At 71.7% G+C, this 16,055-nt stretch carries 14 protein-coding genes; 9 read left to right on the forward strand and 5 right to left on the reverse strand.

Features of this window, described 5'->3' with window-relative positions; translation table 11 throughout:
- Positions 1-60: 60 nt before the first annotated feature.
- Positions 61-1,404, forward strand: coding sequence for an acyltransferase family protein (locus OG985_RS07440; protein WP_371667431.1), 1,344 nt, complete (start codon positions 61-63; stop codon positions 1,402-1,404).
- A gap of 257 nt (positions 1,405-1,661) precedes the next feature.
- On the opposite strand, the gene OG985_RS07445 is transcribed toward OG985_RS07440, so the two are convergent.
- The 4 genes from OG985_RS07445 to OG985_RS07460 all read right to left on the reverse strand — a co-directional run bounded on the left by OG985_RS07445 (position 1,662) and on the right by OG985_RS07460 (position 5,355).
- Positions 1,662-4,049: an ATP-binding cassette domain-containing protein gene (locus OG985_RS07445; protein ID WP_371667432.1), complete on the reverse strand. Its 2,388-nt coding sequence runs from the start codon at positions 4,047-4,049 to the stop codon at positions 1,662-1,664.
- Between the two features lie 119 nt (positions 4,050-4,168).
- The gene (locus OG985_RS07450; protein ID WP_371667433.1) at positions 4,169-4,621 is read right to left on the reverse strand and encodes a pyridoxamine 5'-phosphate oxidase family protein; all 453 of its coding nucleotides are present in this window, start codon (positions 4,619-4,621) and stop codon (positions 4,169-4,171) included.
- Positions 4,618-4,812 carry a hypothetical protein gene (locus tag OG985_RS07455; RefSeq protein WP_371667434.1) on the reverse strand — a complete coding sequence of 65 codons (195 nt, stop codon included), beginning with the start codon at positions 4,810-4,812 and terminating at the stop codon, positions 4,618-4,620. Before OG985_RS07455 ends, OG985_RS07450 begins: the two co-directional genes overlap by 4 nt.
- A 105-nt stretch (positions 4,813-4,917) precedes the next feature.
- Positions 4,918-5,355 carry a VOC family protein gene (locus tag OG985_RS07460; RefSeq protein WP_371667435.1) on the reverse strand — a complete coding sequence of 146 codons (438 nt, stop codon included), beginning with the start codon at positions 5,353-5,355 and terminating at the stop codon, positions 4,918-4,920.
- Between the two features lie 397 nt (positions 5,356-5,752).
- Between OG985_RS07460 and OG985_RS07465 the strand changes: the two genes are divergently transcribed.
- The 7 genes from OG985_RS07465 (at position 5,753) to OG985_RS07495 (ending at position 11,776) form a co-directional block, all read left to right on the forward strand.
- Entirely contained in the window at positions 5,753-6,064 is a 312-nt protein-coding gene (locus OG985_RS07465) for a DUF6400 family protein (protein WP_371667436.1), read from the forward strand.
- Complete coding sequence (locus tag OG985_RS07470) at positions 6,051-6,308, forward strand: hypothetical protein (protein WP_371667437.1); 258 nt, start codon at positions 6,051-6,053, stop codon at positions 6,306-6,308. Before OG985_RS07465 ends, OG985_RS07470 begins: the two co-directional genes overlap by 14 nt.
- Positions 6,309-6,401: 93 nt before the next feature.
- Positions 6,402-7,592 carry an MFS transporter gene (locus tag OG985_RS07475; protein WP_371667438.1) on the forward strand — a complete coding sequence of 397 codons (1,191 nt, stop codon included), beginning with the start codon at positions 6,402-6,404 and terminating at the stop codon, positions 7,590-7,592.
- Between the two features lie 126 nt (positions 7,593-7,718).
- Positions 7,719-8,675: a GlxA family transcriptional regulator gene (locus OG985_RS07480; RefSeq protein ID WP_371667439.1), complete on the forward strand. Its 957-nt coding sequence runs from the start codon at positions 7,719-7,721 to the stop codon at positions 8,673-8,675.
- Between the two features lie 138 nt (positions 8,676-8,813).
- Positions 8,814-9,812 (forward strand): type I glyceraldehyde-3-phosphate dehydrogenase, encoded by a 999-nt coding sequence (gap, locus tag OG985_RS07485; protein WP_371667440.1) that lies wholly within the window; start codon positions 8,814-8,816, stop codon positions 9,810-9,812.
- Positions 9,813-9,885: 73 nt separating this feature from the next.
- Positions 9,886-10,164: a DUF6355 family natural product biosynthesis protein gene (locus tag OG985_RS07490; protein ID WP_371667441.1), complete on the forward strand. Its 279-nt coding sequence runs from the start codon at positions 9,886-9,888 to the stop codon at positions 10,162-10,164.
- 415 nt (positions 10,165-10,579) lie between these two features.
- Complete coding sequence (locus tag OG985_RS07495) at positions 10,580-11,776, forward strand: amidohydrolase (protein ID WP_371667442.1); 1,197 nt, start codon at positions 10,580-10,582, stop codon at positions 11,774-11,776.
- 208 nt (positions 11,777-11,984) lie between these two features.
- On the opposite strand, the gene OG985_RS07500 is transcribed toward OG985_RS07495, so the two are convergent.
- Positions 11,985-13,421, reverse strand: a complete 1,437-nt coding sequence (locus tag OG985_RS07500) for an aminotransferase class I/II-fold pyridoxal phosphate-dependent enzyme (RefSeq protein ID WP_371674289.1) — start codon at positions 13,419-13,421, stop codon at positions 11,985-11,987.
- Positions 13,422-14,331: 910 nt separating this feature from the next.
- Between OG985_RS07500 and OG985_RS07505 the strand changes: the two genes are divergently transcribed.
- Positions 14,332-16,047: a glycosyl hydrolase family 28-related protein gene (locus tag OG985_RS07505; protein WP_371667443.1), complete on the forward strand. Its 1,716-nt coding sequence runs from the start codon at positions 14,332-14,334 to the stop codon at positions 16,045-16,047.
- The last annotated feature ends 8 nt before the right edge of the window (positions 16,048-16,055 follow it).

Genomic DNA, 16,055 nt, shown 5'->3' on the forward strand with positions numbered 1-16,055 from the left:
GGTCTCCGTATGGAACCCGCACTCCCCCCTCACCCTCACCCTCCCCCTCCGTCGGAGCGGTTGTCCTCCACGACGCCACGACCACCCGCCTCCCGCGCGTCGGCCGGTGCGTACCGGTTGGGCTGGCTGGACGCGTTGCGCGGCATCGCGGCACTCGTCGTGGTGTTCGACCACTCGTCGTACGCCTTCCTGGCGGAGTTCCGGCAGTCGCTGGCGCCGCACTTCAATGCCGGCCGGTACGGCGTCATGGTGTTCTTCCTCGTGAGCGGCTACATCATCCCCGCGTCGCTCGAGCGCAGGGGCTGCGTGCGGGACTTCTGGATCAGCCGGGCCTTCCGCGTCTACCCGATGTGGGCGGTCGCCGTCACCTCGGTCGTCGTCCTCGACCTGGTCGGCGTCGCGGAGACGCGCGCGGAGTTCGGCGGGCAGGACGCCGCCACGGCAGCCGTCGCCCATGTGACCTTGCTCCAGGAGCTGTTGGGGACGCCCAGCCTCCTGCGTGTCCTGTGGACGCTCTCCTACGAGATGGCCTTCTACCTGCTGGCCGTGGCGCTCTTCACGGTCCGCCTGCATCGGCGTTCGGCAGCGGTCGCCGTCACTCTGGCCGCGCTCGCCGCCGTGAGCGCGACGGCCGGATGCGTGCTGCCGGAGTCCGCCCTCTCCACATCCGTCGGTACCGGCCCGTTGGTCGCGCTCGGCTCGGTCGCCATGGTGGTGGCCGTCTGCTGTGCGAGCACCGGGTCACCCGCACTGCGCGTGTTCGGGGGCCTTCTGGGCGGGTCGCTGGCGCTCGTCCTGGTCCCTCTCAACAGCACGGTGCGCGTCTGGGAGAGCCTGATGATCCTCGCCGTGATGTTCCTCGGCACCGCTGTGTACCGGGCCGACTCCGGTCAGAGCAGTCGGCGGGCGGCGGCGGTCACGGTCGCCGTGGTGGTCGCCTGCGCCGTAGGAAGCGCGTACCGGTACGGCGCCGGCGCCTCCTCCACCCGGCTCGGCTGGATCTCCGCGTTTCTGCTGGCCGTGCTCACCTTCGGTGCCGGGCGGGCGCTGCGTCGCCGCCGGATGCCGTACTGGCTGACCGGACTGGGCACGATCAGCTACTCGGTCTACCTGGTGCATCCGGTGCTGCTGGCGGTGATCGACGGCACGATCGGCCGGTGGCGTCAGAACAACGTCGTACTCGAAGTCGCGTTCTTCGCCGTGCTGTTGCCCCTGTGCGTGCTGACCCAGCGCTGTGTCGAAGCCCCCGGCCGGTCCTTGGGCCGGTCGGTGAGCCGGACACTGGATCGGGCGTGGGGCCGGACGCCGGATCGGTCATCGGGCCGGGCATCGGGCCCGGCATCGGGCCCGGCATCGGAGGGGGCGGGAGGCCGGAAGCCGGTGTGCCGCGGGCAGCCGCCATGACGGAAGCAGTTGTGCCACCCGCGTCTCACAGCCTGCCGACTGCCTGCTGCCTGCTGGCTGGCGGCTAGCGGCTGCCCGCGGTGGCCCGCGGTGGCCCGCGGTGGCCCGCGGTGGCCCGCGGTGGCCCGCGGTGGCCCGCGGTGGCCCGCGGTGGCCCGCGGTGGCCCGCGGTGGCCCGCGGTGGCCCGCGGTGGCCCACCGAGATCCCTGCGGCGGGCTGTCGAGCCGGCCCGCCGCAGGGATCTCGGTGGGCCGGGTCAGGTGCCGACGTAGGAGGCGAGGTGTTCGCCGGTGAGGGTGGAGCCGGTGGCGACGAGGTCGGCCGGTGTGCCCTCGAAGACGAGACGGCCGCCGTCGTGACCGGCGCCGGGACCGAGGTCGATGATCCAGTCGGCATGCGCCATGACCGCCTGATGGTGCTCGACCACGATCACCGACTTGCCGGAGTCGACAAGCCGGTCGAGCAGGCCGAGCAACTGCTCCACGTCGGCGAGGTGCAGGCCGGCGGTCGGCTCGTCGAGGACGTAGACGCCGCCCTTCTCTCCCATGTGGGTGGCCAGCTTGAGCCGCTGCCGCTCGCCGCCGGACAGCGTGGTGAGCGGCTGGCCGAGGGTCAGGTAGCCGAGCCCGACGTCGGCGAGCCGCTCGAGGATCCTGTGCGCGGCCGGGGTGCGGGCCTCGCCGGCGCCGAAGAACTTCTCCGCCTCCATCACCGGCATCGCGAGCACCTCACTGATGTCGCGGCCACCGAGGTGGTACTCCAGCACCGAGGCGTCGAACCGCTTGCCCTCGCAGTCCTCGCAGGTGGTGGCGACGCCGGCCATCATCGCCAGGTCGGTGTAGATGACGCCCGCGCCGTTGCAGGTGGGGCAGGCGCCCTCGGAGTTGGCACTGAACAGCGCCGGCTTCACGCCGTTGGCCTTGGCGAACGCCTTGCGGATCGGCTCGAGCAGTCCGGTGTACGTCGCCGGGTTGCTGCGCCTGGAGCCACGGATCGCGCCCTGGTCGACCGAGACCACGCCCGCGCCGCCCGGGATCGAGCCGTGCACGAGGGAGCTCTTGCCGGAGCCCGCCACGCCGGTGACCACGCACAGCACGCCGAGCGGGATGTCGACGTCGACGCCCCGCAGGTTGTGCGTGCTCGCGCCGCGGATCTCCAGCGCTCCGGTGGGCTTACGCACCGTTTCCTTGAGAGTGGCCCGGTCGTCGAAGTGGCGGCCGGTGATGGTACCGGCGACCCGCAGCTCCTCGACGGTGCCCTCGAAGCAGACGGTGCCGCCCCCCGTGCCGGCTCCGGGGCCGAGGTCGACGACGTGGTCGGCGATGGCGATCGTCTCCGGCTTGTGCTCCACGACGAGCACCGTGTTGCCCTTGTCCCGCAGCCGCAGCAGCAGGTCGTTCATCCGCTGGATGTCATGGGGGTGCAGCCCGATGGTGGGCTCGTCGAAGACGTACGTGACGTCGGTGAGCGAGGACCCGAGGTGGCGGATCATCTTGACGCGCTGCGCCTCGCCGCCCGACAGCGTGCCCGAGGGACGGTCGAGCGAGAGGTAGCCGAGGCCGATCTCCACGAACGAGTCGAGGGTGTCCCGCAGCGCGGTGAGCAGTGGCGCCACCGACGGCTCGTCGAGGCCCCGGATCCATGCGGCCAGGTCTCTGATCTCCATCGCACAGGCGTCCGCGATGCTGATCTTCCCGATCCTCGAGTTCCGGGCCCCCTCGCTGAGCCGGGTGCCGTCGCACTCGGGGCAGGTGGCGAACGTCGTCGCCCGCTCCACGAACGCGCGGACGTGCGGTTGCAGCGCCTCGACGTCCTTGGACAGCATCGACTTCTGGATCTTCGGGATCAGACCCTCGTACGTCAGGTTGATGCCCTCGACCTTGATCTTGGTCGGCTCCTTGTGGAGGAGGTCGTGCAGCTGCCTCTTGGTGTACTCGCGGATCGGCTTGTCCGGGTCGAAGAAGCCGCAGCCGGCGAAGATGCGGCCGTACCAGCCGTCCATGCTGTAGCCGGGGATCGTGAGCGCACCCCCGTTGAGGGACTTGGAGTCGTCGTAGAGCTGCGTCAGGTCGATGTCGGAGACGGTGCCCCGGCCCTCGCAGCGCGGACACATGCCGCCGGTGCGCTCGTAGGTCGCCTTCACCGCCTTCTTGGCGCCGCGCTCGACCGTGATGGCGCCGCTCGCCCGGACCGAGGCGGTGTTGAAGGAGTACGCGCTGGGCGGGCCGATGTGCGGCGTGCCGAGCCGGCTGAACAGGATGCGCAGCATCGCGTTGGCGTCGGTGGCGGTGCCGACGGTGGAGCGGGGGTCACCGCCCATCCGCTGCTGGTCGACGCTGATCACGGTCGTCAGTCCGTCGAGGATGTCGACCTCGGGCCGGGCCAGCGTCGGCATGAAGCCCTGCACGAAGGCGCTGTAGGTCTCGTTGATCAGTCGCTGCGACTCCGCGGCGATCGTGTCGAAGACCAGCGAGCTCTTGCCGGAGCCGGAGACGCCGGTGAACACGGTCAGCCGGCGCTTGGGGATCTCGACGCTGACGTCCTTGAGGTTGTTCTCGCGCGCCCCGTGCACACGGATCAGATCGTGGCTGTCGGCGGCGTGCGGCGCAGACGACTGCTGGTCCGCCCTCGTGGCCATGCTCATCGTGTCTCCATCTGTCGGGCGGGGCCGCCGTCGCGGTCCCCGTCGGTACCGCCTGACTCGATCCGATCGGCTCCGAGCGTACGTCTGCTTCTCCTAGGCCTGCTTCGCCTTTCGGGGCGTCAGACCAGCCAGCGGCCGTCGCGCATCAGCTCGCGGTCGGGCAGCTCGTCCACCTCGCGCCAGGCCTGGACGCGGCGCGGGGAGACACGGAACCACCGGTACGGCGTGGCCAGTGCGCGCGGGTCGAAGCCGGTCCGCGCCGCGAACCGGTCACCTCGCTCCCGCGGCAACGCGTCGATCTCGAGGATCTCGACCTCACCCTCGATCATGGACACGTCGCGGGTGTCGCCCAGTCCCAGCCGAACGGCCCGGCTCGCGGCCAGGTTCCTGCCGGTCGGGCTGTCCGCCGGCGTGGCCATCAGCAGCGCTTCGCCGTCCCAGTCGAAGGACAGCGGCACCAGGTGGGGCGCACCCTCGGCCGAGGCACTGGCCACCCAGACGTCGACGTCGTGGCTGAGCCGATGCTCCGTGTCCCGACGGCGCTGAGCGCGGGAGCGGGGGGCGGCGCTCATCGGTCGAGAGACAGCTCGGGGACACCGCGACCGGAGCCGGCGGCAGCGCCCATCCGGCGGCCGCCGGCGTCGCGCCGGGAGTTCGTCACCGGGTCGTCCGTCTCGCCGTACACGACGTCGGTACGGAGTTCGGAGCGGGGCCGGTCCGGCTCGCCGCGCGTGGGGAAGCGTGAGTGCATCGTGATGCGCATGGCAGTGACGTTAGCCGCGGCTCGGCGACGGGCGCTTCTCCATTCCTGACCGGTCCGGTCAGATGCGTCACCCGGTCAGGTGCGTCACCCCGCACGACGGCGTCCTCACACGATCGGCTGGCCGATGCCCAGCAGGTTTCCCTCGCTGTCACGGAACCAGGCGGCGCGTTCACCCCGTGCGCCCTTGCTCGGGTAGTTCCCGTCGATCTCCGCGATCCCGTCCCGTGTCCGGAAGCCGGGCACCTCGACCTTCTCGAAGACCACGCCACGCCGCTCGAGTTCGGCCACGACGGCCTCCAGGTCGGCGACCTCCCATCCCATCTGGGTGAAGGTGCCGGGCGAGGCTCCCGTCGACTGGAACAGCGCGAAGTCCGTGCCCCCGCACCGGTACAGCAGCCCACCGGGCCGTTCGTCGACGGGCTCCAGGCCGAGCCGCTCGGCGTAGAAGCGCCGCGCCCGTTCCAGGTCCTGGGCCGGAAGCCTGCTCGCCACACGACCCTGAGCCAGCAGGTGCCTGTCCTGGTTGCCGTCTTCTGTGTTCATGTGTCCACTGTGCCGTGAACGGTGTCGACTGTCGCGGGCCCACCTCCCGCTTGCCTCCGCTACCGCAGGGCCTGCCAGCGGTCGAACGCCTCGGCGACGGACGAGGATCCGCCCAGCGCTGCCGCGGCACACGATCGTCGCTATGCGGTGCAACCACCTTTGACGGATCGCCTCGCTCCTGTCCACGACAGCCAGCACCTCGTCCTGCTCGTCGACCCGCTCCACACGTTCCCTCATGCGTGGGCCGGCGGCCGTGACGGGTGGACGCGAGGCTTGCGCCGACACCGCGGCGGTCCCCGCACTGATCGGCGCCACGAGGCCGAGGCGCCGCCCACCTCCTGTGACGTGCCTAACGTTCCCTTGCTTCAGTCAGGAAGGCCTACCTAAGTTCGGCCCCATGCACCCTGACGCCCCCACCCCCGGCGACCCGGACGAACCCGACGCGCGGAGCCGTCCGGCGGCGGGTCGGCCGGTCTCCCCCGCGCTGACCGACTTCGCCGTCGACCTCACCTCGCACGAGCTGCTCCGCCGCGCCCACGTCCTGGACGCCCTCGGCCCCGACTGGGACCCCCTCGGCGCACTGCGCGACGAGAGCGCCGCGTACGGCCTCCTGTACTCGGGCCTGAGCGAGGAGCAGCAGCGCGTGTACGACGACCTGGTCGCGGCCGGCGTACTCCCCGGCACCGGGAGCGGCCGTGCTGCCACTTGACCCGCAGGCCGAGATAGGACGCCGCGCCTGGGTGGCCTGCCCCAGCTGCGACGACGTCCGTGGCTGCACCGTCTGCGGACAGCGGCGCACGTGCTCCGAGCACTGGCGCTACCTGCTGTCCCACACCGGCAGCCTCCTCCACCTGCAGTGCCCGTCGTGCACCCACATCTGGACACACGAAACCGGTTTCGGGGCCACCCGCTCCCGTTGGGAACGCATCACCGACAGCTTCCGGCGGCCCTGACCGGCAACGCCCGGTAGGACACCGCCCGCGCACGGCGGCTCGCCGGGCGCCAACGGCCGGAGCGGCACGGTCCGCGGGGATACCGTCTGCGGCATGGACGGTGATCGCCGAGGATGGCGCCTGTGTTCGCTCAGTGGGGCGGTGTTCGCCGTGTGCATGGCCGGGACCACCCTCCCGACCCCCCTCTACGGTCTCTACCAGGAGAAGTTCGGCTTCTCCGAGCTGACGGTCACCGTCGTGTACGCCGTGTACGCCTTCGGCGTCATCGGTGTACTGCTGCTGACGGGCAACGCCTCCGACACCGTGGGAAGGCGCCCCGCCCTGCTCTGGGGCCTGGGATTCGCGGCGGCGAGCGCCGTCTGCTTCCTGTGCGCCACCGGGCTGGGCTGGCTGTACGTGGGACGGCTCCTGTCGGGAGTGTCCGCCGGCCTGTTCACCGGAGCCGCCACGGCCTACGTGATGGATCTGGCGCCTTCGGGCGGCGCTGCCCGGGCCACGTTCGTGGCGACGGCCGCCAACATGGGCGGGCTGGGCTGTGGTCCGCTGCTCGCCGGAGTGCTCGCGCAGTACGCCCCCTGGCCGCTGTACCTGCCGTTCGCCGTGCACCTCGCCCTGGTGGCCTGCTCGGCCGCCGTCCTGCTGCGGCTTCCGGAAACGGTGGGAGAGAGGCGGCCGCTGCGCTCCGTACGCCCACAGCGCCCCCAACTCCCCACCCAGGTGCGGGCGGTGTTCGGGCCGGCTGCGATCGCCGCGTTCGTGGGGTTCGCCCTGTTCGGCGTGTTCACGTCGGTCAGCCCCGCCTTCCTCGCACAGTCCCTGAACGTGACCAACCATGCCGTGAGCGGGCTGGTCGTCGCCCTCGCCTTCTTCGCCTCCACCGCCGGGCAACTGGCCGTCGGCCGGATCGGTGTGGGGCGGTCGCTGCCCCTGGGCTGCGCGACCCTCTTCGCGGGGCTGGCGCTGCTCGCCGGCGCGCTCCGGTGGGACCTGCTGTCCCTGGTCGTGCTGAGCGCGGTCGTGGGCGGCGCCGGGCAGGGGCTGGCCTTCCGCGGGGCCCTGTCCGCCGTGGCCGAGGCGTCTCCCGCGGGCCGGCGCGCGGCGGTCATCTCGACCCTGTTCGTGGTGGCCTACACGGGCATCTCGGTACCGGTGATCGGGGTCGGAGTGCTGGTCGGCCCGGTCGGCCTGGAGGGCGCCGGTCTGATCTTCATCGTCTGCATGGGCGTCCTGGTCTCGGCCGCGGGCGTCTACCTGCTCCGGCGACCGGTTCCGGTGAGGACGTGACAACGGCCGCACCTGCCGAGCCGCGCGGGACGGCCCGTCGGTCCGGAGTCCGGCCGCGCTCGTGATCGCGATCGCGATCGGCGCAGCGGACATGGCGGGCACCCACACCCCGCATACCCTGTCCCCGTGTCAGCCTCCCGCCTGCATCGTGTCGCCGTCCTCGTGCTCGAAGGTGCGAAGCCGCTCGATGTGGGCATCCCCGCCCAGGTGTTCACGACCCGAGCGAGCATGCCGTACGAGGTGCGGGTGTGCGGGGCCGAACCCGGTCTGGTGACGGGCGGCGACGGCCTGTCGTACCACGTCGCCCACGGCCTGGACACGCTCACCTGGGCCGACGTCGTGTTCATCCCCGGCTACCGGTTCCCGGACCGGGACGACCCACCGCGAGCCGTCGTCGACGCGCTGGTCACCGCCCACGACCGGGGCGCACGGCTCGCCGCCATCTCGACGGGCGCCTTCGCGCTCGCCGCCACGGGCCTGCTCGACGGCAGGCGTGCCACGACACACTGGCACTACACACGGGCACTCGCGGCGAAGCATCCGCTCGTCCGGGTCGACGAGAACGTCCTGTTCGTCGACGAGGGCAGTGTGCTGACGTCGGCCGGCGCCGCCTCGGGCATCGACCTCTGCCTGCACATCCTGCGCGGGGAACTCGGGGTGGCCGCGTCCAACCACGCCGCCCGGCGTCTGGTCGCGGCCCCCTACCGCAGCGGCGGCCAGGCACAGTACGTACCGCGCAGTGTGCCCGAACCGCTCGGGGAGCGGTTCGCCGCCACCCGTGAGTGGGCGCTGCACCGGCTCGGTGAACCCCTCACCCTCGACGTCCTGGCCCGGCATGCGGCGGTGGCCCCGCGCACGTTCTCGCGACGCTTCGTCGAGGACACGGGGTACACGCCGATGCAGTGGGTGATGCGTGCCCGCATCGACATGGCCCGTGAACTGCTGGAGCGTTCGGAGCGGAGCGTCGAGCAGATCGCCGCCGACGTGGGTCTGGGCACCGGCGCGAATCTGCGGATGCACTTCCAGCGCATCCTCGGCACGACCCCGAGCGAGTACCGGCGCACTTTCGCGCGGGGCGAGTAGTCCCCGCCACCGAGCGGTCGTCCGCCGCCGCGCGGCACCCCCACCGCCTGGCGCGATCCTTTCGAACCATGGCGATCCCGCCGCTGTCACGAGCGGACGCCGCGCGCGAGCCTGGTGGCGAACCGAAGGGACACTCTCATGACTCGCATCGCCATCAACGGATTCGGCCGCATCGGACGCAACGTGCTGCGCGCACTCCTCGAACGCGACAGCGACCTCGAACTCGTCGCCGTCAACGACCTCACGAAGCCCGCCACCCTCGCACGCCTGCTGGCCTACGACTCGACGGCGGGCCGGCTCGGCCGCCCGGTCACCGCCGACGAGGACGCGCTCGTCGTCGACGGCCGTCGCGTTCGGGTGCTCGCCGAGCGTGAACCGGCACAGCTGCCCTGGCGCGAGCTCGGTGTCGACATCGTCCTGGAGGCGACCGGTCGCTTCACCTCGGCCAAGGACGCCCGCGCCCACCTCGACGCGGGCGCGAGGAAGGTGCTCGTCAGCGCACCCTCGGACGGCGCCGACGTCACGCTCGCGTTCGGGGTCAACACCGACGCGTACAACCCGGACCTGCACACGATCGTCTCGAACGCCTCCTGCACGACCAACGCGCTGGCCCCCCTCGCCGCGGTCCTCGACGAACTCGCCGGCATCGAACACGGCTTCATGACGACGGTGCACGCCTACACGCAGGAGCAGAACCTGCAGGACGGTCCGCACCGCGACGCCCGCCGTGCCCGTGCCGCCGCCGTCAACATCGTGCCGACCACGACGGGCGCCGCCAAGGCGATCGGCCTCGTGCTGCCGAACCTCGAAGGCAAGCTGTCGGGCGACTCGATCCGCGTGCCGGTTCCGGTGGGCTCGATCGTCGAACTCAACACGACCGTCGCCCGCGACGTGACGCGCGAGGACGTGCTGGCGGCCTACCGCGCGGCGGCGCAGGGACCGCTCGCCGGCGTCCTCGAGTACTCGGACGACGAGCTCGTGTCGTCCGACATCACCGGCAATCCGGCCTCGTCGATCTTCGACTCGGCGCTCACCCGCGTCGACGGCCGCCACATCAAGGTGGTCGCCTGGTACGACAACGAGTGGGGCTTCTCGAACCGTGTGATCGACACGCTCGAACTCCTCGCCGCTCGCTGACCGGGCACGGGACCTGTTTCGGCCGAGGCCGGGGAACGACGTAACCGCGGGAAGTGAAGATCGTTAGCAGGCCATGATCAACACCAAGCGTGTCCTTGCCGCCCTCGCCGTCGCCACCGCCGCGGTGACCGGGTCATTCGTCTCGGCCGCCCCGGCGACGGCCGACCCCTGCGGGTTCTACGCGACCGGAAGCGATGCCTTCTACAACCACTGCACCGGCGACGGGTCGCGCGTCGTGATCGAGGTGGAGGTATGGGGTCCCAACTACGAGCGTTGCGTCGCTCCGGGGCGCACCTGGCTCGGCTCCTCCGGAAAGATCGACGGCGCCCACTACGTCGGACGCACCTGCTGACCACCCGTAGACCACCGACCGCACGAGGGCCGGCCCGGTAATCATCCGGGCCGGCCCTCGGCACGCTCGCCTCCGGCACACTCGGGGCGCCGTATCGCCGCCGCTTCCCGCATCCCGCCTCGCGGAAGCGCCTACGCCCTGCTGTCGCCGTCCGCCCGGTCATGCCCTGCTGCCGCCGTCCGCCGTGCCCGGCCCCGCCCCCGGCGGTGGGCGGCGGCGGGCGACCACAGGCCGCTGGGCCCCACCGGTCGGTCGCCCGTGTCTCGGGTCTCGTTCGCCGGCCGCGTCACGGTACGGCCCCACAGTCGGCCCCCGGCAGGCGAACCCGGCGGGGCGGACCGGGCATCGGTGGCGCCATGCGTGGAACCCGCTCGGACGAGTGGGCAGCCAGGTGGGCGAGCTATCAGGAGGCGTCGTGCAGGACACCGTCGAAGCCGTGTACGCCACCGTCGCGGGGAACGTCGCCGCTCGGGCCGACCGGCTGTGGGACGTGAGTACGGCCCTGCACAGGGATCCCGAGACGTCCTGGGCGGAACACCGGGCGGCGGCCCTGCTGAGCGGGGAACTGGAGCGCGCCGGGTTCCGGGTGGACCACGGAGTGGCCGGGCTGCCGACCGCGTTCGTCGCGCGAACGGGCGACGGCGACGGGCCGCGCGTGGCGCTTCTGATGGAGTACGACGCTCTGCCCGGCCTGGGTCACGCCTGCGGCCACAATCTCATCGCCGGAGCCGGTCTGGGCGCGGCCCTCGCGCTGCGCGACACCTTCGGGGAGGTCCCGGGGACCCTGCTGGCGGTGGGCACCCCGGCGGAGGAGGGCGGCGGCGGGAAGGTGAACGAGGTGGCGGCCGGCGTGTTCGACGGCGTGGACGCCGCCCTGATGTTCCACCCCGGGGTCTACGACTGGTCGTGGGCGCCGCTGACGGCGTCGGCACAGCTGCGGGTGGGCTTCCACGGCCGCGCCGCACATCCCACCGGCAACCCCACCGAGGGCATCGACGCCCTCGCCGCGCTCATCCAGTTCTTCAACACGATCGCCGTACTGAGCAGGCGCCTGCCGTCCGGCTCCCATGTCCAGGGCATCGTGTCGCAGGGCGGCAAGGCCACCAACATCGTGCCCGACTACGCCGAAGGGCTGTTCGGACTGCGAGGCGGCACCACCGGCGCCCTGCACCGACTGGTGGCCGAACTGCGTTCGTGTGCCGAGGGCGTGGCGCTGGCGACCGGCAGCCGGGCGGAGGTGACACAGGTGGGCGAGGTCTATGAACACTTCCGCCCCAACGACGTCCTGGCGGGACGGTTCACCGACCACATCGCCCGGTCCGGGATCGAGCTGACCCAGCCCACCGCCGGGGTGTACCTGGGCTCGTCAGACATCGGCAACGTCAGCACCCGCGTGCCCGCCCTGCACCCGTTCGTCGCGATCATGGGGGCCGACGGCTCCGACCACACCCCCGATTTCGCTCGGGCAGCGGCCGGGGAACGCGCCCGGCGGGTGATGCTCGCCTCGGCGGAGGCGCTGGCCTGCACGGCGGCAGACGTCCTCATGGACTCCGCGATACGCGAGGAGGCGTGGTCACGGCTGCGGGAGCGGGAGAAGGCGGAGACGGCGTGACCGCACGATCGTACGGAGACGGCGTGACCGCATGATCGTACGGAGACGGCGTGACCGCATGATCGTACGGAGACGGCGTGACCGCATGATCGTACGGAAGGCGTCTCGCCCGGCCGTACGGAAGACGTCTCGCGCGTGACCGTACGGAAGACGTCTCGCCCGTGACCGTACGGGAGGCGTTCCGGTGGCCCGGAGCGACCGGGCGCGGTCAGTCCTCCACGGCTACCCGCAGGGACATGACCTCCGGGTCCGCGGCGTCCGGGACGACCATCCCGGCCTCCACCCCGGTACGCAGATAGCGCACGACGTCGGCGTTCAGCCGCTCACCGGGCAGTGCGGCCGGGATGCCCGGCGGGTACGGGGTCAGCATCTCGGCGGTGATCCTGCCGACGGCCTTGTCCCAGGGCACCTGCTCCACGCGCCCGAAGTAGGCGTCGCGCGGCAGGAGTACCTGTTCCAGGCGCAGTTGTGCCGGATCGGGCACCTCCACCCCGGGAGCGGGCCGCAGCTGCGGCGCGTGCTCCACCATGTCGGAGAACGCCCTCAGCAGGGCGGCGGCGCTCCGCTCGCCGTCGGCGTGGGTCAGCTGGGCGCTGATGCGGCGATGGTCGGCCAGATGCAGGTTGATGGCGTGATGCTCGCGCAACCAGTCGGACAGCCGGTACCCGGTCGTGCCCAGACTCGTGATGTCGATGACGATCTGGAGGGGATCCAGGTCGAAGGCCGCCGTGGGGCCGCAGAAGTCGTCACGGCCGTGCACGTGCAGTCCGTCGATCTCCGCGATCAGTCCGCGGGTCCTTCCGGCCAGGCCCAGCGCGTCGTCGTACAGCCCCCGGCCGTGCTGCACCATCTGGCGGCGCCACCCGTCGAGCGCCGCATACAGCAGTACCGAGGGGCTGGTCGTCCCGAGGAGGTCCTCTCGGCTCTTCAGCACCTCCGGCTGGATGAGGTCGCCCTGGAGGTGGAAGACGGAGCTCTGCTCCAGACCGGAGCCCATCTTGTGCACCGAGGTGACGCAGACGTCCGCGCCCGCGTCCATCGCCCAGGTCGGCAGATCAGGATGGAACGGCAGGTGCGCGCCCCACGCCTCGTCGACGACGAGGGGGACGCCCCGCTCGTGGCACACGCCGGCGATGCCGGCCAGGTCCGAGCAGGTGCCGTAGGGCGTGGGCGTCGTCACCAGGACACCCCGTGCGTCCGGATGCTCGGCGAGTGCCGCGCGGAACGCCTCCGCCGAGGGCGGATGGGCCAGATGCCGTTCGGGATCCCACTGGGGTTCCACCCAGATGGGCCGGATACCGGCGAGGACGAGGCCGGAGACCACGGCCTTGTGGGCGTCCCGTCCGACGATCAGCTTCTCGTGCGGGCCCGCGACGGACAGCATGGCCGCCTTCACGGACAGGGAACTGCCGCAGGTGGAGAAGAAGGTGTGCTCGGCTCCGACCGCGTCCGCCATCAGCTCCTGGGCCCGCTGGATGACGCCGTGCGAGGAGGTCCGGTCGTCCAGACCGCTGGTGGCGAGCACGTCCGAGCGGAAGACGGCGTCCCCGAGGACGGCACGGACGCGGGGGTCGGCGCCGCGTCCGAGGAGACGGGCCGCTGTCGTGTTGAGGAACGTGACGCGGCCCTCGAAGTCGAGGGCCATGGCGCCCTCGGGCAGGCGCTCCAGGTAGTCGACGGCGGCCAGCCCCGTCTGCGCGGGGTGCCGCACCAGGTCGACGGAGACGACGTGGGGCTGCTCGGGCAGCGGTGAGGGCCGGGGCGAATCCTCCAGGAGACGCCCCAGGAGGCGGGCGCTGGAGGCGATGTGGCCTCGTTCGCGTGGCGTGGTCTCGCGCGGATGGTCGGCGGGCCACATCAGCACGACGCCGCCCCAGCAGCGGTGCGTCCCCGTCACCGCGGTCGCGGCGAGTGCGAACTGGTACGGCAGGACGGCGGCCGCGCGAGGATAGCGGCGGGCCATCTCCTCCTGGCCCCCGATCCAGACGAGCCGGTCGTCCCGGATGGCGTCGGCGACCGGCACCGGAGCGCTCAGCGGCAGCCTGTGCCACGGCGCGGAGAATTCGATCGGCAGGCCGCACAGCGCCACCAGGCGCAGCATCGGTGCCGCGTCCTCGATGAGATAGAGGCCTCCGATGGAGGCCCCGGTACGGCGCACGGTGCCGGCCAAGGCGACCGCCAGGGCCGCGTCCAGTGACCCGTCGCCCCCCTGCGCTTCATCGGGCCACATGCCTCCTCCGTCGCCACGGCGAACAAGTCGGACCGGTCACGCGCTCACCGGCCCGACGCGCACACCAGCCATAACAGGACAGTAGGCGCAATCTGTGCCACAGCCAAGGGCTCCCGTCCCGTCGGCGGCCCACGGTCGACCCGAGGGCGACCCGGGCCGAATCGAGATCTGAGGTCAGCTACGTGAACAACCCCGCCAACGACTTCGCCTCCTGAGTTGCGCCGTGCAGACCTCTTTCCGCCTGAGAGAAGTCATGGCATGCTCACGGCCGACACAATTATGGACGTTGTTCATGTACATGAATTCCGACGAAGGGCGGGCGGACATGAGCGAAGGGAACGTCAACGAAAGCGGGGGCGGGTTCCCCGGCATCACGAGACGAAAACTGCTGGGCGGCGCCGCGGTCGTAGCGGCCGGCGTGGTCGGCAGTGGCGCCGCGGCTACCGCCGCCGCATCCGCACCCGCACCCGCACCGCACGGTGAAATTCCCCGTCTCTGGAGGGAGTTCGCCCACACCCCCTACACCCACCCCCAGATCCCCTACGTCGGCCGAGCCGGCTACCGCGGCGGGGCGACGCGTTTCGCCCGCCGCCCCCTCGTGTTCGACGTCCGCGCCTTCGGCGCCTCGGCGGGCGGCACGACCGACTCCGCCCCCGCGATCAACCGTGCCATCGCCGCTGCCGGAAGGGCCGGCGGTGGCACGGTCTCCATTCCGCCCGGCACCTTCCGGATCGACGACGTCATCCGCGTCGGTCACTCGAACGTCGTCCTGCGCGGCGCCGGCAGCGGCCGCACACGGCTGTACGCGACGCGCAATCTCACCGAGCTGATCGGCGTCTACGGCTCTCGCTACGGCGGGGACAAGTCCTCCTGGTCCTGGGCGGGCGGGCTCATCTGGCTGGCACCCGAGGCCCGTTGGGATTCCCTCGTCGCCGCGATCCGGGCGAGGGCATGGCCGTTCGAGGGCTGGACCGGCAACCGGCGCGACGAATGGCGGCCGCTGACGAGCGTCGCCCCCGCCCGCCAGGGCTCCCGGACGGTGACGGTCGCCCGACCCGCCGAGCTGCGCCCCGGCAGTCTCGTCCTCCTCCGGCTCGCCGACGACCCGGGGCACACGCTGCTGGAGCACATGGCCGGCGGCGGCCCGGGCCCCGAGGCGTACTACTGGGACGACAAGACGAAGCTGACCTCCTACGTCCCCTACGAGTGGCCGGTCCGCATCACCCGCGTCCACGGCCGGACGGTCACGCTGGAACGCCCGCTCCCCCTCGACGTACGCCCGGAATGGGACCCACAGTTCACCACCCACGTACCGGAGCTGACGGGCTCAGGTGTCGAGGGCCTGACCCTGGAGGCGGTGGAGACGCCGCAGCAGCAGCACCTGCTCGACAAGGGGCACAACGGCGTCGTCCTGCAGTGCGCGTACGACTGCTGGGTGGACGACGTGACCGTGCGCCATGTCGACAACGGCTTCGGCCTGGTGGCCGCGTCCGCCTGCACCCTGCGCGGGACCCGGGTCGCGGGCCGCGGCTCCCATCACCCCTATTTCTGCCGCGAGGGCTCGCACGACAACCTCATCGAGGACTTCACGATCGAGGAACGCACCACCCCGGCGCCGTCGAACACCCAGCTGCACGGCATCAACGTCGAGGGGCTGTCCTCGTACAACGTCTGGTCGCGGGGCGACATGCGGATGGGCACCTTCGACAGTCACCGCGGCCTGCCGTTCGCCAACGTCCGCACCGACATCACCGTGAACAACACCGGCCGCCACGGTGGTGACGCGAGCGCGGGTCCGCTGTTCGGCGCCCGCTTCGCCCACTGGAACATCCGCGTGACCAACGGCCGAGCGGGCCTGATGAAGATCGACGCCCTGGCACCGTACTCCGCCACCGTCGGCATCGGCGAGGTCACGGAGTTCGACCAGATCGACGTCCCCGACTTCGCGGGCGACCTGCACACGCGCCTGGAAATGTACGGCCGCCCCGACGCCGTACGACCGCGGAACCTGTACGACGCCCAGCGCGAGCTGCGGCCCTAGCGGACGGC

It is taken from the genome of Streptomyces sp. NBC_00289 (assembly GCF_041435115.1).
In the GTDB taxonomy this organism is placed as follows: domain Bacteria; phylum Actinomycetota; class Actinomycetes; order Streptomycetales; family Streptomycetaceae; genus Streptomyces.

Bases quoted from the DNA above. Each gene is read 5' to 3' on its own strand.
- OG985_RS07460 (WP_371667435.1), bottom strand. From the start codon at position 5,355: ATGAACACAGAAGACGGCAACCAGGACAGGCACCTGCTGGCTCAGGGT.
- OG985_RS07490 (WP_371667441.1), top strand. From the start codon at position 9,886: ATGATCAACACCAAGCGTGTCCTTGCCGCCCTCGCCGTCGCCACCGCC.
- OG985_RS07475 (WP_371667438.1), top strand. From the start codon at position 6,402: ATGGACGGTGATCGCCGAGGATGGCGCCTGTGTTCGCTCAGTGGGGCG.
- OG985_RS07500 (WP_371674289.1), bottom strand. From the start codon at position 13,421: ATGGCCCTCGACTTCGAGGGCCGCGTCACGTTCCTCAACACGACAGCG.
- OG985_RS07465 (WP_371667436.1), top strand. From the start codon at position 5,753: ATGCACCCTGACGCCCCCACCCCCGGCGACCCGGACGAACCCGACGCG.
- OG985_RS07455 (WP_371667434.1), bottom strand. From the start codon at position 4,812: ATGCGCATCACGATGCACTCACGCTTCCCCACGCGCGGCGAGCCGGAC.
- OG985_RS07505 (WP_371667443.1), top strand. From the start codon at position 14,332: ATGAGCGAAGGGAACGTCAACGAAAGCGGGGGCGGGTTCCCCGGCATC.
- gap (WP_371667440.1), top strand. From the start codon at position 8,814: ATGACTCGCATCGCCATCAACGGATTCGGCCGCATCGGACGCAACGTG.
- OG985_RS07450 (WP_371667433.1), bottom strand. From the start codon at position 4,621: ATGAGCGCCGCCCCCCGCTCCCGCGCTCAGCGCCGTCGGGACACGGAG.
- OG985_RS07445 (WP_371667432.1), bottom strand. From the start codon at position 4,049: ATGAGCATGGCCACGAGGGCGGACCAGCAGTCGTCTGCGCCGCACGCC.